22 protein-coding genes are annotated in these 22,543 nt (G+C 70.8%); 13 read left to right on the top strand and 9 right to left on the bottom strand.

The window, feature by feature from the left end; all coding sequences use genetic code 11:
- Positions 1-111 precede the first annotated feature (111 nt).
- A complete protein-coding gene (gene recO, locus ACH9D2_RS16720) occupies positions 112-864 on the top strand; it encodes a DNA repair protein RecO (protein WP_396363952.1) in 753 nt (250 codons plus the stop codon).
- Positions 865-866: 2 nt separating this feature from the next.
- On the top strand, positions 867-1,661 hold the full coding sequence (locus tag ACH9D2_RS16715) for an isoprenyl transferase (protein WP_368831031.1): 795 nt from the start codon (positions 867-869) through the stop codon (positions 1,659-1,661).
- Here ACH9D2_RS16715 and ACH9D2_RS16710 read toward each other — a convergent pair.
- On the bottom strand, positions 1,613-2,671 hold the full coding sequence (locus tag ACH9D2_RS16710) for an alpha/beta hydrolase (protein ID WP_396363951.1): 1,059 nt from the start codon (positions 2,669-2,671) through the stop codon (positions 1,613-1,615). The genes ACH9D2_RS16715 and ACH9D2_RS16710 overlap by 49 nt on opposite strands.
- Before the next feature lie 95 nt (positions 2,672-2,766).
- Here ACH9D2_RS16710 and ACH9D2_RS16705 point away from each other — a divergent pair, with 95 nt between their 5' ends.
- Positions 2,767-3,852, top strand: a complete 1,086-nt coding sequence (locus ACH9D2_RS16705; protein ID WP_396363950.1) for a quinone-dependent dihydroorotate dehydrogenase — start codon at positions 2,767-2,769, stop codon at positions 3,850-3,852.
- Between the two features lie 112 nt (positions 3,853-3,964).
- On the opposite strand, the gene ACH9D2_RS16700 is transcribed toward ACH9D2_RS16705, so the two are convergent.
- Complete coding sequence (locus ACH9D2_RS16700; protein WP_396363948.1) at positions 3,965-4,525, bottom strand: DUF3043 domain-containing protein; 561 nt, start codon at positions 4,523-4,525, stop codon at positions 3,965-3,967.
- A 107-nt stretch (positions 4,526-4,632) separates the two neighbouring features.
- Between ACH9D2_RS16700 and ACH9D2_RS16695 the strand changes: the two genes are divergently transcribed.
- From ACH9D2_RS16695 to ACH9D2_RS16675, 5 genes are all read left to right on the top strand, one after another.
- Positions 4,633-6,054, top strand: coding sequence for a dipeptidase (locus ACH9D2_RS16695; RefSeq protein WP_396363947.1), 1,422 nt, complete (start codon positions 4,633-4,635; stop codon positions 6,052-6,054).
- An 84-nt stretch (positions 6,055-6,138) separates the two neighbouring features.
- Positions 6,139-6,510, top strand: coding sequence for a HesB/IscA family protein (locus ACH9D2_RS16690; RefSeq protein ID WP_058873612.1), 372 nt, complete (start codon positions 6,139-6,141; stop codon positions 6,508-6,510).
- Positions 6,511-6,765: 255 nt separating this feature from the next.
- Positions 6,766-7,650, top strand: coding sequence for an aa3-type cytochrome oxidase subunit II (gene ctaC, locus ACH9D2_RS16685; protein WP_396363946.1), 885 nt, complete (start codon positions 6,766-6,768; stop codon positions 7,648-7,650).
- Between the two features lie 9 nt (positions 7,651-7,659).
- Positions 7,660-9,372, top strand: coding sequence for an aa3-type cytochrome oxidase subunit I (ctaD, locus tag ACH9D2_RS16680; protein WP_396363945.1), 1,713 nt, complete (start codon positions 7,660-7,662; stop codon positions 9,370-9,372).
- A 2-nt stretch (positions 9,373-9,374) separates the two neighbouring features.
- Positions 9,375-9,779: a cytochrome c oxidase subunit 4 gene (locus ACH9D2_RS16675; RefSeq protein WP_396363944.1), complete on the top strand. Its 405-nt coding sequence runs from the start codon at positions 9,375-9,377 to the stop codon at positions 9,777-9,779.
- 1,200 nt (positions 9,780-10,979) lie between these two features.
- Here ACH9D2_RS16675 and qcrB read toward each other — a convergent pair.
- The 4 genes from qcrB to ctaE all read right to left on the bottom strand — a co-directional run bounded on the left by qcrB (position 10,980) and on the right by ctaE (position 15,297).
- Positions 10,980-12,641 (bottom strand): cytochrome bc1 complex cytochrome b subunit, encoded by a 1,662-nt coding sequence (gene qcrB / locus ACH9D2_RS16670; RefSeq protein WP_396363943.1) that lies wholly within the window; start codon positions 12,639-12,641, stop codon positions 10,980-10,982.
- On the bottom strand, positions 12,641-13,735 hold the full coding sequence (gene qcrA, locus ACH9D2_RS16665; RefSeq protein ID WP_396363942.1) for a cytochrome bc1 complex Rieske iron-sulfur subunit: 1,095 nt from the start codon (positions 13,733-13,735) through the stop codon (positions 12,641-12,643). Before qcrA ends, qcrB begins: the two co-directional genes overlap by 1 nt.
- A gap of 73 nt (positions 13,736-13,808) precedes the next feature.
- Entirely contained in the window at positions 13,809-14,600 is a 792-nt protein-coding gene (gene qcrC / locus ACH9D2_RS16660; RefSeq protein ID WP_396363941.1) for a cytochrome bc1 complex diheme cytochrome c subunit, read from the bottom strand.
- Between the two features lie 58 nt (positions 14,601-14,658).
- Positions 14,659-15,297: an aa3-type cytochrome oxidase subunit III gene (ctaE, locus tag ACH9D2_RS16655; RefSeq protein WP_396363940.1), complete on the bottom strand. Its 639-nt coding sequence runs from the start codon at positions 15,295-15,297 to the stop codon at positions 14,659-14,661.
- A 252-nt stretch (positions 15,298-15,549) separates the two neighbouring features.
- On the opposite strand from ctaE, the gene trpD reads away from it, so the two are divergent.
- A complete protein-coding gene (trpD, locus tag ACH9D2_RS16650) occupies positions 15,550-16,608 on the top strand; it encodes an anthranilate phosphoribosyltransferase (RefSeq protein ID WP_396363939.1) in 1,059 nt (352 codons plus the stop codon).
- A gap of 100 nt (positions 16,609-16,708) precedes the next feature.
- On the opposite strand, the gene ACH9D2_RS16645 is transcribed toward trpD, so the two are convergent.
- Positions 16,709-16,987: an Lrp/AsnC family transcriptional regulator gene (locus ACH9D2_RS16645; protein WP_298592074.1), complete on the bottom strand. Its 279-nt coding sequence runs from the start codon at positions 16,985-16,987 to the stop codon at positions 16,709-16,711.
- A 51-nt stretch (positions 16,988-17,038) separates the two neighbouring features.
- A complete protein-coding gene (locus ACH9D2_RS16640; RefSeq protein ID WP_396363938.1) occupies positions 17,039-17,455 on the bottom strand; it encodes a DUF3054 domain-containing protein in 417 nt (138 codons plus the stop codon).
- A gap of 760 nt (positions 17,456-18,215) precedes the next feature.
- Between ACH9D2_RS16640 and ACH9D2_RS16635 the strand changes: the two genes are divergently transcribed.
- Positions 18,216-19,661, top strand: coding sequence for an alanine racemase (locus ACH9D2_RS16635; RefSeq protein WP_396363937.1), 1,446 nt, complete (start codon positions 18,216-18,218; stop codon positions 19,659-19,661).
- Positions 19,662-19,671: 10 nt separating this feature from the next.
- On the opposite strand, the gene ACH9D2_RS16630 is transcribed toward ACH9D2_RS16635, so the two are convergent.
- Positions 19,672-20,046 carry a hypothetical protein gene (locus ACH9D2_RS16630; protein WP_396363936.1) on the bottom strand — a complete coding sequence of 125 codons (375 nt, stop codon included), beginning with the start codon at positions 20,044-20,046 and terminating at the stop codon, positions 19,672-19,674.
- A gap of 212 nt (positions 20,047-20,258) precedes the next feature.
- On the opposite strand from ACH9D2_RS16630, the gene ACH9D2_RS16625 reads away from it, so the two are divergent.
- From ACH9D2_RS16625 to ACH9D2_RS16615, 3 genes are all read left to right on the top strand, one after another.
- Positions 20,259-20,804 (top strand): NfeD family protein, encoded by a 546-nt coding sequence (locus ACH9D2_RS16625; RefSeq protein WP_396363935.1) that lies wholly within the window; start codon positions 20,259-20,261, stop codon positions 20,802-20,804.
- 70 nt (positions 20,805-20,874) lie between these two features.
- Entirely contained in the window at positions 20,875-21,999 is a 1,125-nt protein-coding gene (locus tag ACH9D2_RS16620; RefSeq protein WP_396363934.1) for an SPFH domain-containing protein, read from the top strand.
- Between the two features lie 187 nt (positions 22,000-22,186).
- Positions 22,187-22,522, top strand: coding sequence for an RNA polymerase-binding protein RbpA (locus tag ACH9D2_RS16615; RefSeq protein WP_396363933.1), 336 nt, complete (start codon positions 22,187-22,189; stop codon positions 22,520-22,522).
- Positions 22,523-22,543: the final 21 nt, after the last annotated feature.

Genomic DNA, 22,543 nt, shown 5'->3' with positions numbered 1-22,543 from the left:
GCCGACCGGCGCGGCGCGGCGGCGGGCCACCCCGGACGGGGGAGGCCCGCCGCCGTCGTCCCGGCGGGCACGCCCGCCTGCGCCGTCCGCCCGGCGTGGGAGAATGGGCCCGTGGCCAGGACGACGTTCGCATCACGCACCTACCGGGACGACGCCGTCGTGCTGCGCACCTACAAGCTCGGCGAGGCCGACCGGATCGTCGTGCTGCTCACCCGGGACCACGGACAGGTCCGGGCCGTCGCCAAGGGCGTGCGGCGCACCACCTCCCGCTTCGGCTCCCGGCTCGAGCCGTTCAACGTCGCCGAGCTGCAGCTGGTCACCGGCCGCAACCTCGACATCGTCTCCCAGGCGCTGGGCAAGCGCGGCTACGGGTCGGTCATCGCCGCCGACTACCCCAAGTACACCGCCGCCGCGGCCATGACCGAGGCCGCGGAGAAGTTCACGGAGAACGACGACGAGTCGGCCGCCCAGCAGTACCGGCTGCTCGTCGGCGCCCTGTCGGCCCTGGCCCGCGGACTGCACGAGCCGGGGGCCGTCCTGGACTCCTACCTGCTGCGCGCCGTGTCCACGGCCGGATGGGCCCCGAGCTTCACCGACTGCGCCCGGTGCGGAGCCCCCGGACCGCACGAGGCGTTCTCGGCCCAGCTCGGCGGCGCCGTCTGCCCCGCCTGCCGCCCGCCCGGAGCCGCCGCGCCCGATCCCGCCACCGTCGAGCACCTCTCCGCGCTGCTCACCGGCGCCTGGGAGCGGATCGACGCCGTGGAGCCCCGCACGGCACGGGCCGCCGCCGGCATCGTCGCCACCTACGTACAGTGGCACCTGGAGAGGGCCGTCCGGTCCCTGAACCTCGTGGAACGGAGCTGACCATGCCCGGCTTTGCCGCCCCGCCCGCCCATCCCAGCGGTGCCTGCGCCCCGCCGATCCCGCAGCAGTTCGTGCCCCGGCACGTGGCCGTGGTCATGGACGGGAACGGGCGCTGGGCGAACCAGCGCGGCCTGCCGCGCAACGAGGGCCACAAGGCGGGGGAGGCGGCCCTGATCGAGGTGATGGCCGGGGCCATCGAGATGGGCATCCCGTACGTCAGCGCCTACGCCTTCTCCACCGAGAACTGGAAGCGCTCCCTGGACGAGGTGACGTTCCTGATGAACTACACCGCCGACGTCATGGAGCGCCAGCTGCCCACCTTCCAGGAGTGGGGCATCCGGATCCGGTGGGCCGGGCGCAAGCCACGCCTGTGGCGCTCGGTCATCAACCGCCTGGAGGAGGCGGAGCGGGCGACCCGCGACAACGACGTCGTCACCCTCACGATGTGCGTGAACTACGGAGGACGGGCGGAGATCGCCGACGCCGCTGCGGCCATGGCCGCCGACGCCAGGGCGGGCACCCTGAACCCGCGCAGCATCGACGAGAAGACCGTCCAGCGCTATCTGGACGAGCCGGACCTGCCGGACGTCGACCTCTTCCTCCGCTCCTCCGGGGAGCAGCGGATCTCGAACTTCCTCCTGTGGCAGTCCGCCTACGCGGAGCTCGTCTTCCAGGACGTGCTCTGGCCGGACGTCGACCGCCGCACCCTGTGGGAGGCCGTCGAGGTCTACGCCCGGCGGGACCGGCGCTACGGCGGAGCCGTCGACCGCGTGGCCGGGCCCGGCGCCTCCGCCTGAGGCCGGCGCCTCCGCAGACCGCGCAGCCAGGCCGCGAGATCGCGCTGCGCGGCCCGCCGCACGGCCTTCCGGGAGAGATGGACGTCGTGGACGGCGCCCTCGTAGGAGCGCAGCGTCACGTCGGTGCCCAGATCGGAGGCGTGCCGGCGGATCTGCCGGACGTCCAGCACGGTGTCGGCCGAGCGCATCTGCTCGGTCCACCACGGGCGGATGCAGGACCGGGCGGAGGTCTGCACCAGTACTGGAAGGTGAAGGTCAAGACCCTTCGCAACTTCACCCTGAGCCTGAAGGACAGCATTGAGCCAGCCCGGGGTGATGTCGAAGCTGGTCTCGGGACGCCAGCGCGAGTCGATGGGCCACTCGCCCTCGGCGTGCTCGCTGATCACCCGGTAGTAGTGGCTGCGCAGCCGGGCCCGCACGGGGTGGTCCGGGCGCTGCTCGGCGAGCCTGGCCACCAGGGGCCGCAGGGCGGCGCCCACGGCGTCGGAGCCGTGGCTGCCGATCCAGGGGGCGTTGAGGGCCAGTCCGTCGAGCCGGCCGGGGTGCCGTGAGGCCCACATCGCCGCGGTGAGACCTCCGGTGGAGTGGCCCATGAGCACGAGCCGCCCGTCCGGGCCGGGAAGACCGTCCTCGGCCATCAGCTCGAGCGCGGCGGCGATGTCGTCGTCGTAGTCCGCGAGGTCCGTGGTGTGCCCCGGGCGGCCGTCCTCCACGGCGAGCACCTCGTCGGTGAGGTTGCGGCCGTAGCCGTGCAGGTCCAGGGCGTAGAACGCGTATCCCGCGGCCGCGCACGTGCGGGCCAGCTCGGCGTTGAAGAAGTAGTCGGACCAGCCGTGCAGGTACAGCACGGCTCCGCGCAGGCTGCCCGGCGCGGGTGCGACGTCCCCGGGCCGGTAGCGGACCACCGTGGCGGTGGAGTGGGGGGCGGAGTCGGGGGCCAGGTCGACGGTCCGCGCGCGGAAGCCCGGTCCCAGCACGTCGGGGACCCACGGGTCCGGGGGAGCGCTCATGCCCTCACCTCGCGAGGACGGTCCGTCGGGGCGCCGGCCCGGAAGCCCCTCCGCGACCGCCCGGTCGGAGGGGTGCCCTGTGGAAGACTGGGACCATGCGCTTCTACCCTACGTTCTTCACGGCCGTCTTCTCCCGGATGGACCCCGAGACGGCCCACCGGGTCGGCTTCGTCGGGATCCGGGCGGCGCGGGCCGCGCGGATCAGCACGGCCCTGCGGGTGTACACCCGCCCCGATCCCGCGCTCGAGGTGGAGGCGCTGGGCCTGCGGTTCCCGTCCCCGTTCGGGCTGGCGGCGGGCTTCGACAAGGGCGCGGAGGGGATCGGCGCCCTCACCGATCTCGGCTTCGGCCACGTGGAGATCGGCACCGTGACCGCCCAGGCGCAGCCTGGCAATCCGCGCCCCCGCCTCTTCCGGCTCGTCCGGGACCGCGCGGTGGTCAACCGGATGGGGTTCAACAACGAGGGGGCGGAGACGGTGGCACCGCGTCTCGCGCGGGCACGCCGCGAGCTCGAGGCGGACCACCGCGGGCGCGCCCGCCCCGTGCTCGGTGTCAACATCGGCAAGACCAAGACGGTGCCGCTGGAGGACGCGGTGGACGACTACCTGCAGAGCGCCCGGACCCTCGCCCCCCTGGCGGACTACCTGGTGGTCAACGTGTCCTCGCCCAACACCCCGGGACTGCGGCAGCTGCAGGAGATCGAGAGCCTGCGGCCGCTCCTGAGCGCGGTGGGCCGCGCCGCCGACGAGTCCGCGGACCGGCACGTCCCCCTGCTCGTGAAGATCGCCCCCGACCTGTCGGACGAGGACGTGCTGGCCGTCGCGGACCTGGCCCTCGACCTGGGCCTGGACGGCATCGTGGCCACCAACACGACGATCGCCCGGGACGGGCTGGGGCTGGTCTCCGACCCGGCCGAGATCGAGGCCCACGGCGCCGGGGGGCTCTCCGGGGCCCCGCTGCGGCGGCGCTCCCTCGAGGTGCTGCGGCTGCTGCGCGAGCGCGTGGGGGACCGGCTGGCCCTGGTCTCCGTGGGCGGTGTGACCACGGCCGAGGACGTCCGGGAGCGCCTCGACGCCGGTGCCGCGCTCGTGCAGGGCTACACGGCCTTCCTCTACGAGGGTCCCTTCTGGGCGCGCCGCATCAACCAGGGTCTCGTCCGGGCGGGGCGGTCCCTGCGCTGACGGGCCGGCCCGGAGCGGGAACAGCGCTGCCCCCGGACCGTCCGGTCCGGGGGCAGCGCAACCGGGGCCGTCGCCGGCATCCGTGGCGGACGCGGGTCACGGCCCGGCGGGGTCAGGAGGGCCGCTCACCGCGCGCGACCTGGGGCTTGGGCAGGCGGAGGCGTCGCATCGTGAAGGAGCGCATGGCCGCGTACCAGCGCACGCCGCGCTCCACGGTCCCGAACTTCGCCTGCATCGCCTTCTTCATCCGGGCCGTCGACAGGACGGCGTCCACGATGCCCAGGATCATCAGGGCCCAGATGAGGTAGACGCCGTAGGTGGCCACATCCTGGACGGGGAAGAACAGGATGACGAGCGCGAGCAGCGCCACCACCATGAGGTACTCGCCGACGTTGAACCGGGAGTCGACCCAGTCCCGCGCGAACCGGCGCTGCGGGCCACGGTCCCGCGGGCCGAGGAACCGCTCGTCCCCGGCGGCCATGCCGGCCTGCGCCCGCATCCGCTGCTCGCGTGCGGCGTCACGGGACTGCGCCTTCGCGGCCTTGCGGTCCTCCGGGACCAGGGGCCGGCGCCGGGCCGCCTCCTGCTGCCGGCGGCTGGGCGTGGGCCGGCCCTTGCCCGGCGTCTGCCGCGGGGCGGTCACCGGCTCGGCGGGGGCGGGGGCAGCGGTCACCGACGTGGACCCCGCGCGATCTGCATCCTTCTTGCGTCCAAACACCCGTCAAGGATAGCCGACGGACCTGCCGGTCCCCGCCGGACCCCCGGCATAGGGTGGTCACCATGAACGAACCCTGCGCCCCGACCGATCCCTCGCCCGTCGACGCCGTGCGCACGGTCGTGCACGCGGGGATGCCGCGCATCCTCGAGCAACTCGTCGAGCTGGTCGCGATCCCCGGCATCGCCTGGGAGTCCTTCGACCCCGCGCAGCTCGAGCGCAGCGCGGAGGCCGTGGCCGGCGTCCTCTCGGACGCCGGGCTGGACGAGGTGGAGATCCTCCGGGTGCCCCTGGGGGACGGCCCGGGCCACCCCGCCGTCGTCGCCCACCGCCGCCCGGCGCCCGGTCACCCCACCGTGCTGCTCTACGCCCACCACGACGTCCAGCCCCCGGGTCGGCGCGAACTGTGGGACTCGGAGCCCTTCGCCGCCGAGGAGCGCGGGGGCCGCCTCTACGGCCGCGGCGCGGCCGACGACAAGGCCGGGATCATGGCCCACGTCGGAGCGCTGCGCGCCGCGACCGCCCACCGCGGGGACGGCTTCGGCCTCGGCGTGACCGTCTTCGTGGAGGGGGAGGAGGAGGCCGGCTCCCCGTCCTTCCGGGACTTCCTGGAGGCCCACCGGGACCGGCTGGCCGCCGACGTCATCGTGATCGCCGACTCCGCGAACTGGGAGGTCGGCGTGCCCGCCCTGACCACGAGCCTGCGGGGCATGGTCGGCGCCGTCGTGGAGCTGTCCGTGCTCGAGCACGCCGTCCACTCGGGCATGTACGGCGGACCGGTCCTGGACGCCCCCACGCTGCTGGCCCGCCTCATCGCCACCCTGCACGACGACGACGGCGCCGTCGCCGTCGAGGGGCTGCTCGCCGAGGACCGCACCGACCTGGTCTACGACGAGGAGCGGTTCCGGGCCGACGCCGCGGTCAAGGACGGTGTCCGGCTCGCCGGCCGCGGCTCGATCGCCTCGCGCCTCTGGACCCAGCCGGCCCTGTCCGTCACCGGCATGGACGTCACGCCCGTGGACGTCGCCTCCAACACCATCGCCCCCTCCGCCCGGGCGAAGCTGAGCCTGCGCACGGCACCGGGGCAGGACCCCGCCGAGGCCGCGGAGGCGCTCCGGCGCCACGTCGAGGCCCACGCGCCGCTCGGGGCGCACGTGCACTTCCAGCTCGAGGAGACGGGACAGTCCCTCCGGACCGACACGGACTCCGAGGCCGCCCGGATCGCGCGGTGGGCGCTGGGGGAGTCGTGGGGCCGGCCCGCCGTGGAGACGGGGATCGGCGGCTCCATCCCCTTCACCGCGGACCTGACGGAGGTCTATCCGGAGGCGGCCATCCTCATCACGGGCGTAGAGGACCCCGACTCCCGCGCGCACAGCGCCAACGAGTCCCTGCACCTCGCGGAGTTCGAGCGCGCCGTGGTCGCGGAGACGCTCATGCTGCTCGCCCTCGACGACACCGCCCGTCACGCGGTGCAGTCCCGGGAATGAACCGGAACGCGCATCCGTTGTGCCCCTGACAGACCCGCCGCCGGCCCGACTCCGCGCGGCACCCCTGCACAGAAAGTGAGCATCATGAGCGTCACGACCGACAACGGCGCCGCAGTGGACGGCCTCCCCACCCACGGCGTCGACCTGACCGACGTCGCGTCCCAGAAGGTCCGCGCCCTGCTCGAGCAGGAGGGCCGCACCGATCTCCGGTTGCGCGTGGCGGTGCAGCCCGGCGGCTGCTCCGGCCTCATCTACCAGCTGTACTTCGACGAGCGCATCCTGGACGGGGACTCCGTGCGCGACTTCGGCGGCGTCGAGGTCGTCGTGGACAAGATGAGCGTGCCCTACCTCGAGGGCTCGACCATCGACTTCGAGGACACGATCTCCAAGCAGGGGTTCTCGATCGACAACCCCAACGCGGGAGGGTCCTGCGCCTGCGGCGACTCCTTCCACTGAGTCCGCCCGCTCGTCCCGAGAGGCCCGCCGTCCGTCCGGACGGCCGGCGGGCCTCTCGGCGTTCCGCAGAAGCCTCCGGAAACGGCTCTCGGAGGCCTCGCCGAGCGCCGCGCGGAAGCTGACACTGTGTCACCAGATGTCAGCGACACGGGGTAAGCTCGGAGGGAAACATTCCACCTGACTGTGTCCGGGCTCTCGGAATCGGGGCCTGCGGCGCGCAGATGACGAGCACGAGAAGAAGAGGAAGGGCCGTCTGTGAGTTCGCACACACGAACCGACAGCCTCCGGCGCCGCACGGCAAAGGTGTCTGCGGTAGCAGTCCTGGCAGCAACCGCGCTGACGGGCTGCTCGGAAGAGGCGAAGCTCGGCTGGATGCCCACGGAGCGTGGCATCACCGACAACGCCGACATGATCCTCGACCTGTGGATCGGGTCCTGGATCGCAGCCCTCGCCGTGGGACTGGTGACCTGGGGCCTCATGCTCTGGTGCATGATCGCCTACCGCCGTCGCAAGTACGAGACCGGCTACCCGCGCCAGGTCGCGTACCACGCCCCCCTCGAGGTCTTCTACACCGTCGTCCCGATCGCCCTGATCATGTCCCTCTTCTTCTTCACCGTGCGGACCCAGGCCGAGATCCTCGATCCGCACGAGAACCCCGACGTGGTCGTCCAGGTGTACGGCAAGCAGTGGGCCTGGGACTTCAACTACCTCACCGACGACGTCTGGGACACCGGCATCCAGGGCCACCTGGACGGCGAGGAGGGCGTCCCCGAGCGGGTGCCCACCCTGTACCTGCCCGTCGACAGCGACGTCGAGCTGCAGGTCACCTCCCGCGACGTCATCCACTCCTTCTGGGTCCCCGCGTTCCTCGAGAAGGCGGACATGTTCCCGGGGCGGACCAACAACATCAACATCACCACGGGGCAGGAGGGGTCGTACTTCGGCAAGTGCGCCGAGTTCTGCGGCGAGTACCACTCGGAGATGCTGTTCAACGTCAACGTGGTGAGCCAGGCCGAGTACGACGCCCACATCCAGTCCCTGCGGGACGCCGGTCAGACCGGGGCCCTCGGCGAGGAGTACAGCCGCGACTCCTACCCGGGCGCCGACGACGTCCTGCCCGTAGAATCCTTCGACAACTAAGGAGTACCGGTGTCCACACTCGAGTATTCACGGGACGAGGCAGCCACTGTCGCTCCGCGCGTGGTGCCCCGGTCCAAGGGACGGATGGTCGTCAACTGGATCACGTCCACCGACCACAAGACCATCGGGTACATGTACCTGATCTCCTCCTTCGCCTTCTTCTGCATCGCCGGTGTGATGGCGCTGCTGATCCGCGCCGAGCTCTTCGAGCCGGGCATGCAGATCCTGGAGACCAAGGAGCAGTACAACCAGCTGTTCACCATGCACGGCACGCTGATGCTGCTCATGTTCGGCACCCCGCTGTTCGTAGGCTTCGCCAACGTCATCGTCCCCCTGCAGATCGGCGCCCCGGACGTCGCGTTCCCGCGACTGAACGCCCTGGCGTTCTGGTTCTTCCTGTTCGGCTCCCTCATCGCGACCGCCGGCTTCCTCACCCCGCAGGGGGCGGCCTCCTTCGGCTGGTTCGCGTACACGCCCCTGAGCAACTCCTCGTTCTCGCCGGGCGCCGGCGGTGACCTCTGGGTCTTCGGCCTTGCCCTGTCCGGCTTCGGCACGATCATGGGCGGCGTCAACTTCATCACCACGATCATCGCGATGCGCGCCCCCGGCATGACCGTGTGGCGGATGGGCCTGTTCACCTGGAACACGCTGATCACCTCGCTGCTCGTGATCATGGTCTTCCCGCCGCTGGCGGCGGCGCTGTTCGCACTGGGCATGGACCGCACCCTGGGCGGGCACATCTTCGACCCGGCCAACGGGGGAGCGGTGCTGTGGCAGCACCTGTTCTGGTTCTTCGGCCACCCCGAGGTCTACGTGCTGGCGCTGCCGTTCTTCGGCATCGTCTCCGAGATCATCCCGGTGTTCTCCCGCAAGCCGCTGTTCGGCTACAAGGGCCTGGTGTTCGCGACCATCGCCATCGCGGCGCTGTCGGTGACCGTGTGGGCCCACCACATGTACGTCACCGGTGCTGTGATGCTGAGCTTCTTCGCGTTCATGACGATGATGATCGCGGTGCCCACCGGCGTGAAGTTCTTCAACTGGATCGGCACCATGTGGCAGGGCTCGATCACCTTCGAGACCCCGATGCTGTGGGTCCTGGGCTTCCTGTTCACGTTCCTGTTCGGCGGACTGACCGGTGTCATCCTGGCCACCCCGCCGCTGGACTTCCACGTCTCGGACTCCTATTTCGTGGTGGCCCACTTCCACTACGTGATCTTCGGCACCGTGGTGTTCGGCATGTTCGCCGGGTTCTACTTCTGGTGGCCCAAGTTCACCGGGAAGATGCTCAACGAGCGGATCGGCAAGATCCACTTCTGGCTGCTGTTCCTGGGCTTCCACATGACCTTCCTGATCCAGCACTGGCTGGGTGTGGAAGGCATGCCGCGCCGCTACGCGGACTACCTGCCGGAGGACGACTTCACCTGGATGAACCAGATCTCCACGGTCGGCGCGATGCTCCTGGGCGTGTCCATGATCCCGTGGTTCTGGAACGTCTACACCACCTGGCGCAACGGCACGAAGGTCGAGGTCGACGACCCCTGGGGCTTCGGCGGATCGCTGGAGTGGGCTACGTCCTGCCCGCCGCCGCGGCACAACTTCACCTCGCTGCCGCGGATCCGCTCCGAGCGGCCTGCGCTGGACCTGCACCACCCGGAGCTGGCCGCGGAGTCCCCGCAGCAGTCCCCGGTCGACGACGGCGCCATCGCCACGCGGAAGGGCTGAGCATGAAACTCTCCATCAAACTGTTCATTCTCCTCGGCGTCTTCAGCCTCGTGGTGGCCGTTGTCTACGGCTTCCTCACGCGGTTCGACGAGCTCGTCGGCTTCCCGGGGCTGCTGGCCGTGGCCGCCATGTCCTTCATGCTGGCGGTCTACCTGTGGCTCGTCGAACGCAACGCAGGTGGCGTCCTCCCGGAGGACAAGCTCGACGGCGAGATCGTCGAGTCCGCCGGCGAGTACGGGCACTTCTCCCCATGGAGCTGGTGGCCGCTCCTGCTGGGCACCGGTTGCGCCCTGGCGTTCACCGCCCTGGCCATGGGCTGGTGGATCCTTGGCCTGGCCGCCCCCCTGGCGGTCCTCGGCCTGGTCGGTCTGATCTTCGAGTACTCCCGCGGCGACCACGCCCACTGACCCGGACGGCTGAACGCCGACCGTCGGAGAGGCCCCGGACACCCCTCGGTGTCCGGGGCCTCTCCCGTACCCGGGGGCCGCGGGCAGCCTTCGGCCGGCGCCGGAGGCCTGCACCGGGACCCGCACAGGGGCCACGATTCGGGGTGAGCGCTGGCCGGGACGCCGGCGTCGCCGGCGCATCGGCCGTCCGGTGCGCGCCCGGGCGGCCGACCGCCGGGGCAGTCCGCGGCCCCGGCCCTGGTGGTGCGCCGGGTGGATCATCGCCTGGCACGTGTGCCACTGAGGGTGCCGCGCGTTCTCCCTCTGCCACCCCGCGGCGGTCTGCTGCGGAGACGGGTCCCGCTCGAGCTCGGACCGGACCACTCGGCGCAGCTCATCGTCCATGGCGCGGACGCCCGATTGGTGCCGTCCGGCGGCCGAGCGAGCCCGGGCATGAGTCAGGGGCGGGACGTAGAGCCCACGGTCAGGCTCGGCCGTGTTCCGACGCAATCCCGGGATGCCGTGGAGGGCGTCCGCTCCCGACTGCCGGTAATCGCCCGGGCGACAGACCCTGCCGGGACAGCACCGTGATCCGTTCTCGCGCCCGAGCACCGACAGATGCCGGGTCGGCTGTTGGGCTTCAGGTGTCCTGGAGCCCGGAACCGCGGCGTTCAGCCCGCCACCGTTAGCCCGTCCTGGGCCCGATGCCGAGGATCCGGGAGGCCCCGAGCGTGCCGACGCCGGCCAGCACCACCGGACGCNTGCTGGCCGGCGTCCGGTGGTCGTCCTCCGGAACGAGTCGCCGCTCGCGCCCTCCGCTGACCGTATCCCTCCCTCCACCCGTCAGCGACGCCGCGACGGCCCTTGGGATCCACCGTTGAGCCCACCTGCCGGACGGGGGTCGGTCCTCACATGCCGTTGACGGGCGCGCAGTGGACAGGACTGCGGAGCCTGGCTGGGCGAAGGCGAGAGGGCCGTCTGCCGTCCCGTGGGCCGGGACATGCCGGTGGGATCCCCTGGGAGCGTGTCTGCGGACCTTCCGGGACAGGACTCCGGAGGGAGGGACCCCGGGGCTTGCGGGTGCCGCAGAACAGCCCGCGAGCCACGGCGGAGACCAGGGATCCGCCGCCGCCACCGGGTGGCGGCGGTTCGGTTCCCGGACACGACAGGGCCCCGGGAGGAACGATCCTCCCGGGGCCCTGTCTCAGGCACCTTCGCCGCTCAGCGCACGAGCTCCCGGTCCTGGGAACCCGTGGTCAGGGCGTCGGCCTCGTGGTGGTGGTGCGCCGCCTCGAGCTCGGCGGGTGTCACGGGCGCGACACGGTCCTCGAAGAAGAACCGGCTGACCCGCTCGCGCGTCTTCTCGGTGCGCGTGATCTTGCCCTTGGCGTTGGGCTGCGCCGGCTCCACCTGGTAGTCGGGCATGTTGACCAGACGGTAGCGCTTGTACTCGTCGAGGGGCTCGTGCACCTCGATGAACTCTCCGTGCGGGAGCTGCTGCACCCGTCCGGTCTCACGGCCGTGGAGGACGATCTCCCGGTCCTTGCGCTGCAGGGCCAGGCAGATCCGCCGGGTGATCGCGAAGGCAAGGATCGGGCCGAGGAAGTACAGGGCACGCAACCAGTACAGGACGTCGTTGACCGCCAGCTGGAAGTGCGTGGCGATGAGGTCGCCACTGGCCGCGACCAGCTGGACCGTGTAGAACGTCACGCCCGCCGCACCCATGGCGGTGCGGAAGGGGGCGTTCCGGGGACGGTCGAGGATGTGGTGCTCCCGGTCGTCCTTCGTGACCCAGCGCTCGATCCACGGCCACGCGGCCATCAGTCCGAAGAGCACCGCGAGCGGCGCCATCGGCAGGAGCACGTTCATCGGGATGGTCATGCCCCAGAACGTCCACTCCCAGTTGATCGGCCAGGTGCCGGGCATGAGGCGCACCGCACCGTCCGTGAAGCCCATGTACCAGTCGGGCTGAGAACCGGCCTGGACCGGGGAGGGATCGTACGGTCCGTAGTTCCAGATCGCGTTGATGGTGGTGGTGCCCGCCATCAGGGCCATGATCCCGAACACGATGAAGAAGAACCCGCCGGCCTTCGCAGCGTAGATCGGCCCCACGGGGAAGCCGACCACGTTGTTCTCGGTGCGGCCCGGGCCGGGGAACTGGGTGTGCTTGTGCACCACGACCATGAACAAGTGGATCACGATCAGCATCAGGATGATGGCCGGGATCACGAGCACGTGGAGGATGTAGAGGCGCGCGATGATGTCGTGCCCGGGGAACTCGCCGCCGAACAGGAACATCGACATGTACGCGCCCACGATGGGCATCGCCTTCAGGATCGCGTCGGCGATGCGCAGGCCGTTTCCGGAGAGCACGTCGTCGGGAAGGGAGTAGCCGGTGAAGCCGGCGACGATCGCGAGCAGGAAGAGCGCGACGCCGACGAGCCAGTTGAGCTCGCGCGGCCGCCGGAAGGCGCCCGTGAAGAACACGCGGAGCATGTGCACGGACACGGCCGCGGCGAAGACCAGCGCCGACCAGTGGTGGATCTGGCGCAGGAAGAGACCGCCGCGGATGTCGAACGAGATGTCGAGGGAGGACGCGTAGGCCGCGGACATCTCGACGCCCTGCATCGGGACGTAGGAGCCCTCGTACTCCAGGGCCGCCATCGAGGGCTCGAACCACAGGGCGAGGAACGTGCCGGAGAGCAGCAGGATGACGAAGGTGTACAGCGCCACCTCGCCGAACATGAAGGACCAGTGGTCGGGGAAGATCTTCCGTCCGAACTCCTTGACCATCGGCGACATGCCCATGCGGGTGTCGACGAAATTGGCGATCCGGCCGGTGCCCGTCTGGGGCTTGTACTCGAAATCAGTGGACGTGGACATCAGTTCGCCTCACCCTGCATCTCTTCGACATGGGTACCGCGCTGCGAGTAGGTCGGACCGACCGGCTCCTGGAAATCGCTGCGGGCCACGAGGTAGCCCTCGTCGTCCACAGTGATCGGCAGCTGGGGAAGGGGCCGTGCGGCCGGCCCGAAGATGACCTCGCAATCGTTGGCGAGGTCGAACGTGGACTGGTGGCACGGGCACAGCAGGTGGTGCGTCTGCTGCTCGTAGAGCGCGACCGGGCAGCCGACGTGCGTGCAGACCTTCGAGTAGGCGAAGATGCCGTCGACGTTCCAGTCGGTCTTCTCCGGGGGCACGTTGACGATCTCCGGATCCAGGCGCATGAGCAGGACCACGGCCTTGGCCTTCTCGTCGAGGTAACCCTCGTTGTGCCCGATGGTGTTCAGGTTCTCGGGGACCACGTGGAACGTGGAGCCCAGCGTGACGTCCGAGGCCTTGATGGGGGTGCCGGAGGGATCGCGCACCAGACGGATCCCTTCGTCCCAGAGGGTCTCCTTGAGGACGTCCAGGTTCGTCGGGCCGAGGTCCCGGAGGAGGCCGACGAACGGCAGGGGAGCGAGCACCGCCGCACCGATGAGGGTGTTGCGCAGCAGGGGCCGGCGCTTGATCCCGGACTCGTCGTAGATCGTGGTCAGGATGCTCTGCGCCTCGGCGCGCTGCTCCTCCGTGCGCACCGCGTGCCGGCTCTCGACCAGCTCGTGGTCCGGCATGAGGGTGCGGGCCCAGTGCACGACGCCGAGTCCGATGCCGAACATGCCCAGGGCGACGCCCAGGCCGAGCAGCAGGTTCTGCAGCTGCAGGGCCCGCGTGGGCTCGGTGTTCGTGACGTCGTAGATGGGGCCGTCGACGCGGATGCCGAAGTATCCGACGAAGAACAGGATCGATCCGGCGATCGAGAGCAGGAACAGCAGGACGACCTGCCGTTCTGCGCGCTTGGCGGCCGCGGAGTCGATGTCCGTCAGGCGCGGGCTGTGCGGGGGCAGTCCGGGGTCGGGGAAACGCTCCATTGCCGTGGTGCCCGTGGTGGCAACGGTTCCCGACTGGTGGGGAGTGCCGTCACTGTGGCTTCCCATGTGGTCCCTCATTCTTCTCTTGGTGCAGTTGATCGTAGCTTCGGGGTCCGACATCCGCTGCCGGCACGCGGCGTCAGGCGGAACGCGAGGTGAGCCATACGGTGAACCCGATGATGACGGCGAGTCCGATGGTCCAGACGAACAGTCCCTCCGAGACCGGGCCGAGGGCGCCGAGGCCGAATCCACCGGGGTTCGGGTTGTCCTCGAGGGTCTTCAGGTAGGTGATGACGTCGAGCTTCTCCTCGGGGGTGATGTTCGCGTCGTTGAACACCGGCATGTTCTGCGGGCCGGTCTGCATGGCCTCGTAGATGTGCTTCTCCTCGACGTTCATCACGGAAGGGGCGTACTTGCCGCGGGTCAGAGCGCCACCGGCACCGGCGGCGTTGTGGCACATGGCGCAGTTCGCGAGGAAGACCTTCGCACCGTTGGCGGCGTTGCCCTGGGCGACGTCCAGGTACTGCTCCTCGGGGACGGCGGGGCCGGGACCGAGGGTCGCCACGTACGCGGCGAACTGACGGACCTGCTCGTCGTTGAACTGGACCGCCTTGTCCATGGCCTGCGGGCCGTTGGCCTGCATGGGCATGCGCCCGGTGCCGACCTGGAAGTCGACGGCGGCGGCACCGACGCCGACGAGCGACGGACCGGACGGGGTGCCGGCGCCTTCGAGGCCGTGGCAGGTCGAGCAGTTCGCGACGAAGAGCTTCTCGCCTTCCTCGATGTCCTGTGCCGTGTAGGACTCGGTCTGGGCCTTGGCCTCGTTGGTGGTGGTGGCGACTGCGTAGAGCCCACCGCTGAGGAGCAGGGCCAGGACCATCAGTACGAGGACTGCGAGCGGGTGGCGCCGCTGCTGCGAAAGTGCCTTCACGTCAAACGTTCCTTCATTTCGGTGTTGGTTTGCTTGGTGCGTCCTCGGACGGCGCGGCCTATCGGAGGAAGTAGACCACGAGGAACAGCACGATCCAGACGACGTCCACGAAGTGCCAGTAGTAGGACACGACGATCGCCGAGGTGGCCTCGAAGTGGCCGAAGCGCTTGGCGATGAAGGCACGGCCCATGATGAACAGGAACGCGATGAGGCCGCCGGTCACGTGCAGCGCGTGGAAGCCCGTGGTGATGTAGAAGGCCGAGCCGTAGGAGTTGGCCGGGATGCTGATGCCGTGGGCGACCAGCTCGGCGTACTCGAAGGACTGCACCGCCACGAAGATCGCGCCCATGATGAAGGTCAGGGCGAACCACTCGATCATTCCCCACCGGGTGAACTGGAGGATCCCGCCGGCCCGGCGGGGCTGGAGCCGCTCGGCCGCGAAGACGCCGAACTGGCAGGTCACCGAGCTCAGCACCAGGACGATGGTGTTGGCGAGGGCCAGTGGGATGTTCAGCTTGGCGGACTCCTCGGCCCAGAGCTCCGGTGCGGTGGAGCGCAGGGTGAAGTACATGGCAAAGAGGCCGGCGAAGAACATCACCTCGGAGGAGAGCCACACGATGGTGCCCACTGAGGTGAGGTTGGGCCGATTGATCGACCCGCCTACCGGCTTGGCTGGGGTATGGGTTGCAGTCGTCACAGAGACATTATGTCGCCAAAACTCCCGGTGGACCAACCAGGAGGGGGTCGGGCGGTTCGCGTGTCCGGGTGCCCGCCGCCGTCCGCGACCAGGCCGTGCGGCGTCTCCGCGCTCCCGGAGCCCGCGCGGCCGCGGATGTGGACGCCCGGCCGGGCCGGATGTGATCCCTGTCACATCCCCGTCGGGAGGCGGCGCCGGACCGGCCGGCGGCCCGTTCCGGCCGGTCCGGCGGCGAGCGATACGATCAGGGGCGTGAACACGACGACACCGACGACCGCACCGAACCTCGAGTGGCCGGACCTGATCACGGCGCTGATCTCCGGGACCGACCTGACCCGCGACCAGGCCTACTGGGCCATGGACACGATCATGTCGGGCGAGGTGTCCGACGTCGTCATCGCCGGCTTCCTCGTGGCCCTGCGCGCGAAGGGGGAGACGGTCGAGGAGCTGACCGGACTGGCCGACGCCATGGTGGGCAACGCGCGGCCCGTCGACATCTCCGGCCCCGCCCTGGACATCGTCGGGACCGGGGGCGACCGGCTCTCCAGCGTGAACATCTCGACCATGTCGGCCCTCGTGTGCGCTGGCGCCGGGGCCAAGGTCGTGAAGCACGGCAACCGCGCGTCGTCGTCGAAGTCGGGCTCGGCCGACGTCCTGGAGGCGCTCGGGGTCCGGCTGGACCAGCCGGTCGAGATGGTCGAGTCCGCGGCCCGGCACGTGGGCATGACGTTCCTCTTCGCCCAGACCTTCCACCCGTCGATGCGCTTCGCCGCCGCCGCCCGTGCGCAGCTGCGCGTGGCCACCGCCTTCAACTTCCTCGGACCCATGACCAACCCGGCACGGGTCGAGGCCTCGGCCGTCGGCGTGGCCGACCCCGCGCTGGCGCCGCTGATCGCGGGCGTCTTCGCGGCCCGCGGCGACCGCGCCCTCGTCTTCCGGGGCGCCGACGGCCTCGACGAGCTCACCGTGACGGCACCCTCCCAGGTGTGGGAGGTGCGCGACGGACGGGTCGACCGGCACGACCTCGAGCCGCTCGACCTCGGCATGCCCCGGGCCACCATCGAGGACCTGCGGGGCCAGGACGCCCGGTACAACGCGGGCGTCGTCGAACGCGTCCTGGCGGGGGAGAAGGGGCACGTGCGCAACGCCGTGCTGCTCAACTCGGCCGCCGGGCTCGTCGCCTTCGACCCCACCGCGGATGGGCCCTTCCAGGACCGGATGGCCGCGGCGGTCCGGCGCGCGGAGGAGTCCGTGGACAGCGGCGCCGCTCGCGCCGTCCTGGACCGCTGGATCGCCCACACCGCGCGCTGAGTCCCCGCGCCGGCGGAAGGCCGACGACGAAGACCGGTGGGAGAGCATCTCACCGGCCTTCGTCGTCCGTGCGCACGGCCGCGGCACGGGCGCCGGCCTGTCAGTCGATGCCGAGGGAGAAGGCCGCCTCCAGGTCGTGCTTGCTGTAGGTCCGGAAGGCGATGTTGGTGTTCGTGCCCACGACGCCGTCGACCTTGGAGAGGCGGTCCGCGATGACGTCCGCGAGGTCCTCGTGCCGGTGCACGCGCACCATCGCGATCAGGTCCCAGTCACCCGTCACGGAGTACACCTCGCTGATGCCGGGGATGTCGGAGATCTGCTCGGCGACCTCGGGGATCCGGTCGGCGGAGGTCTTGATGAGGACGATGGCGGTGAGCATGGAGCACCTTTCTCGGGAACGGGGCCGGCGGGACCGGCGGGACGGGGAGGATCAGTCCGGACGGCGGGAACGGGCCGTGCGCAGCGCCAGGACCAGGGCTCGAGGGCCCAGGAGGAAGGCGCCGAGCACCCCGAGCGTGACGAGGACGAAGCTCGGTGCCGCACCCTCGCCGACGGTCAGCCGCAGGCCCATGCCCACGGCCACGGTCGTCGCCCACAGCGCGACACCCCGGGGCCAGATGCCGAACGGGGTCCGGTGCACCCGCCACACGAGCCAGCCCAGCAGGAGCCCGGCCAGGAACGGCCACGCCGTGCTCAGGAGGCCGGCGGCGTCCAGGGCGTGCGTCCGGCGGCCGAGCCCCGCGAACAGCAGGACGAGCAGCACGTCCACGGTCAGCGCCGCGGCCCACGGGCCGGAGCCCGCGGTGCGCTGCTCGGGGAGGGCGGTGAGGGGGGCCGACGTGTGCATGCTGGCAGTCTAGTGCGGCGTCGCACGACCGCGATCCGGACCCGTCGAAGCCTCAGCTGCACCTTGAGAGTTGAGGCTTCCGAGAGGAAAAAGTCTCAACCTTCGACCGCGGGTCGATGGGGCCGGCCGCGCCGGCCCGGGGGCCCGCCCGAAGCCGTGGCGCTCCGGGGTCATGGGAAAGGCGGGAGTGCCGGGTGAGGCGCGCAGGAGGAGAAGCCGGCCGGACGGTGGCTTCCGGGACGATCGGGTGGGGGCGTCGACCCGGTGTCCGCAGTGCGGAGCGCAAACGGTGGTGGTACAAAGCGGACGGAGGGCGCCGGAGGGGAGCTCCGTTCGCCACTACTTTACATAATGTCGATTATCGGCGTTACGGGAAGGAGCGTCGGGACGGCGCCGTCCCGCGCTCCACCCCGTTGTTCCTGGACCCCTCGACGGTCCGTGTCGCCGGGCACCCGGCACCGTGCTCGGGCGCACTGGCCATCCTCGCCGCTCGCCGACGGAGCCCAGCCGTTCGGCCACGTCGTCGGCGACGGCACCCGCCGAGCCGGGCCGCATCGACACGCGGCCGGCGGCGTCCGTTCCCCGCGTCCTGGCGGACCCGGGCGTTGATCTCCGTATGTTGCGCCTGCTCGTGCCCGTCTTGTGGCCACTTGTGGGGAGATTCCCCTGCCGTCCAGGTCCGGGCCGCCGCTCGCCGGTACGCTCGCCGTGGCCGACCTGGATTCACGTCGGCAAATACATGCTCGAGGGAAGGACATCCGTGGGACGACAGAACTGTGTGATCGCGCCGGACCGCCGGGGACGCCGGCTGGTCACGTCGGTGCTGACCCTGTCGGTGCTGGCCCTGGCGGGTTGCGCGCAGGACGCCGGCTCGGACGCACCCCCGGCGACCGCCTCCGGTTCGGTCGCGCTCTCCCCCTCTCACGGCGGGCTGCAGGGCGGGAACCTGGTTCTGGCGGACACCGGCGGGGACACCGACGGCCCGGTCACGGTCCGCTTCGGCGAGACGGAGGTCGAGTGCGAGTTCGACGACCGCTCGTCCCGGCACGCCTGCGTGGCCCCGGCACGCGGGACGCCGGGCACGGTCGAGGTCTCCTTCGCCTCCGGCGGCAGCGACGTCGGGGAGAAGACGGCCTACACCTACACGACACAGGGCACGCAGGACATCCCCCTCCTGACGGTGGACACGGAGACCGTGCGGCGCAACGCCGAGGAGATCCGGGCGGACTTCCCGTCGGACGTCCAGCTGGGCGCGGTGCTCAAGAACGGCGAGCCCGTGGACGTGTTCGGGAAGGTCATCGAGGACGCGGCCGACGTCGACTACGTGTTCGTGCCCAAGCTGGACGACGCCATCGCCCTGCGCGAGGCCGGCGTCGAGGCGAAGATCGCCGTGCTCTACGTCGCCCAGGTCGAGGACATCCCGCTGCTGATGCACTACGACGTCGAGGTCGCCGCCACGGACCCCGCGTGGGTCGAGGAGGCGGAGAAGGTGCTGTCGACCACGGGCGGGTCGTTGAAGGTCCACCTGTGGGTGGACACCGGCATGGGGCGCGAGGGCGTGGTGCCCGAGGAGGCGCTCCCCCTGGCCCGGGCCGTCGAGGACGCCCCGCACCTGGAGCTCGCGGGCATCGCCACGCACTTCTCCACCATCACCGAGGGCGACGAGGAGGCCATCGAGCGCAACGACACGGCCAACACCACGGTCGCGCAGAAGAACCGCTTCGACGGTGCGGTGGCCGCGATCCGGGACGCCGGCCTCGGGAAGGACGCCCTGATCCACGCCGGGGCCAGCGACGTCCTGGCCAACGACATCGACTCGCTGTACTACGACCTGCTCCGGGTCGGCGGGATGTTCTTCGCCAGCAGCCCGCCGGAGCAGCGTCTCTACTCCTGGACCACGGAGCTGGCCCAGGTCAAGACGCTCCCGGAGGGCTGGTGCATCGACTACGGGTGCACCGAGCCCACCACGTCCGCCAAGAAGGTGGGCCTGATCAACCACATCCCGTCCCGGGAGAACGAGCTGACGTACACGGTCGGCGGCAAGCGGGTCCCGGTGCTGCTCGACCACGGCACGGTGCTGACCCTGGACCTGTCCGACGTCCCGGACGCGGCCGCCGGCGACGAGGTCACCATCGACTTCAGTGCGGAGGCCTTCCACATCCTCGATGCCACGGCGCCGCTGCCGGTGACGACCAGCGGCGGGTGACCGGCGCCGGTCAGGGGCGGCCGGCCACGGACCCGGTGTCGTGGTCCAGCACGAGATCGGCGTGGAAGTTCCGCGCCAGCGCTCTGGTGCGGGTGGCCTGACGCGCGGAGGCGCCCGGGCGGACGGTGAGGTCCACGTAGACGACGGGCCGGCCGTGGGCGGACTCGAGCCGGGCCCGCAGCGCCTCCGCGCGGTCGTCGTCGGGCGCGCAGCGCCCGGTGCCGAGCAGGACGAAGGCACGTTCGAAGTCGGGCTCGGCGGGGATGCCCCGGGCGATCACGGCGGGCAGCCGCGACTGCAGCGCGGAGAGGCCGACCACGGCGGTCGCCGTGCCCGCGAGCCAGGCGCCGGCTGCGGAGACCGCCACCGAGGTGATGAGCTTCATGGTTCTCCTCCTCCCGCAGGCCGCGGCTGGGTGGGTTGTGGCCCGGCGCCGGGCGCCGGGTCGGATCGAGGGTCGGTGGCGTCGGGTCCCGAGGACACCGGTGCGACCACCGTAGAGATCTCAACGCCGCCGGGACATCGCCTATTCCGGGGACGCCCGCCGGAGCGCTGCCGCCACGCTGTTCCGGCGTGGTGTCGGGGCCGTGAGGCACAATGGAGGGACGCGGGGACGCCCTCGCGGAGGCGGACGAGAGGCCGGTGACCGTCATGTGGGAGTGGCTCGTCGAGAACGCGTGGGTCATGTGGTTGATCGCCATGATCGGACTCGCCGCCATCGAGATGCTCACGCTGGACTTCCTGTTCCTGATGATGTCCGCCGCCGCGCTGCTGGCGTTCGCGGTGAGCTGGGTGACCGACAACGTGGTGATCCAGGTGGTCACGTTCGCCCTGGCCTCGGTGCTGCTCATCTTCGTGGTGAGACCGGTCGCCCTGCGCCGCCTCAACCGCTCCACGCCCGGGACCGTGTCCAACGCCGCCCGGCTCATCGGGCTGCCCTGCCAGGTGCTGGATCCCGTGACCGGTCGCAGCGGGCTGGTGCGCCTGGAGGGCGACACCTGGAGCGCCCGCTCGGTCACCGGCGAGCAGCTGACCCCCGGAACCGACGTCTTCGTCCACGACATCGAGGGCGCCACCGTCCTCGTGGCCCCGTACCCCGCGCCGGCCGCCGACGGCGGGCCGGCGCCGCGCCCGTCCTTCTGACCCCACCGACCGCACCGGCGTCGCCGCCGTCCGGGTCGGCCCCGTCGAGACCCCATTGAGAGAGGCACCCGTGGACCTAGCCGTCATCGTCCTGCTCGCCGTCCTGGTCGTCCTGGTCTTCATCATCCTGCTGAGGTCGGTGCGGATCATCCCGCAGGCGCGGGCCGGCATCGTCGAGCGCCTCGGCAAGTACCAGAGCACCCTCACGCCGGGGCTGCACTTCCTCATCCCGTTCGTGGACCGCCTGCTGCCCCTGATCGACCTGCGCGAGCAGGTGCAGTCCTTCCCGGCACAGTCCGTGATCACCGAGGACAACCTCGTGGTCGGCATCGACACCGTCGTCTACTTCCAGGTCATGGACCCGCGGGCCGCGACCTACGAGATCGTCGACTACATCCAGGCCGCCGACCAGCTGACGTCGGCGACCCTGCGCAACGTCGTGGGCGGTCTGAACCTCGAGGAGGCACTGACCTCCCGCGACAAGATCAACGCCGAGCTGCGCGGGGTGCTGGACTCCACCACGGGGCGCTGGGGCATCCGGGTGTCGCGGGTGGACATCAAGGAGATCACTCCCCCGCCGTCCATCCAGGACTCGATGGAGAAGCAGATGCGCGCCGAGCGGGAGCGCCGCGCGGTGATCCTCACGGCCGAGGGCGACAAGCAGTCGAGGATCCTCATGGCCGAGGGCCAGCGGCAGGCCGCCATCCTGTCCGCGGAGGGCGAGGCGAAGGCCGCGATCCTGCGCGCGGACGGTGAGGCCCAGGCCATCCGGAAGGTCTTCGACTCGATCCACCGGGCCCGGCCGACGCAGAAGCTGCTGGCCTACCAGTACATCCAGACGCTGCCCAAGGTCGCCGAGGGCAGCGCCAACAAGGTGTGGATGATCCCCGCCGAGCTCGGCGACGCCCTGCGCGGCGTGGGCGAGTTCCTCTCCCGGTCGGACGAGGACGGCCGGGGCCCCCAGCGGACCTGGTCGGAGGACGACGAGCAGGAGCCCGGGCCCGAGCCCGCGGACGAGCCGCTCGTCACTCCCGACGCGGTCCGGGTGACGGAGGAGGACCTCCAGCCCAACCTGGAGCGCACCACGGTCGACCCGGACGAGTTCACCATCCCCCGGCCCTCGAGCATCGACCCGGAGGCCCCCGTGCGCGTCGACGACCCGATGCCCCCGCAGGAGGGGCCGGCCTCCCGCTGAACCGAGTTCCCACGCGGGCCCGGCGTGCCTTCCCGAGAACGCTCCGGGGAACACTTCCCGGAGCGTTCCGGGGAACATCCCGGGGGGCCCGTGCGTTGCACCCAACGGATCCCGGGTCCCGGACCCGCCGTCAGCCCGAGCGTGCGCCACTGCCGTGGCCACCGTCAGTTATGGAGGAACCACCACAATGAGCGACCGCAGCCTCAGGGGAATGCGTCTGGGCTCCCAGTCCATGGAGACGGAGGCCGGTGTCGAGCCGGCCCCGCGACAGCGCGTCGAGTACCGCACCGCGGACGGCGAGAAGGTCACGGTCACGTTCGCGGCGGAGGCCGAGATCCCGCCGGTGTGGGTGTCGAAGACCGGCAAGGAAGCAATCATCGTCAACGGCGAGAAGCCGGTGAACCCCAACGAGAAGCACCAGCGCACGCACTGGGACATGCTCCTGGAGCGGCGCAGCGTGGACGAGCTGGAGGAGATCCTCGCCCAGCGCGTCGAGTTCTACCGGGAGAAGCACGCGATCTGAGTCCCGTGCCCGGACGCGCGG

Origin of the sequence: Kocuria rhizosphaericola, assembly GCF_044462205.1 — a bacterium.
Taxonomy (GTDB): domain Bacteria; phylum Actinomycetota; class Actinomycetes; order Actinomycetales; family Micrococcaceae; genus Kocuria; species Kocuria rhizosphaericola.
Note: the sequence above shows the minus strand (reverse complement) of the source record. Positions and strands in the feature narration are given on the sequence as shown.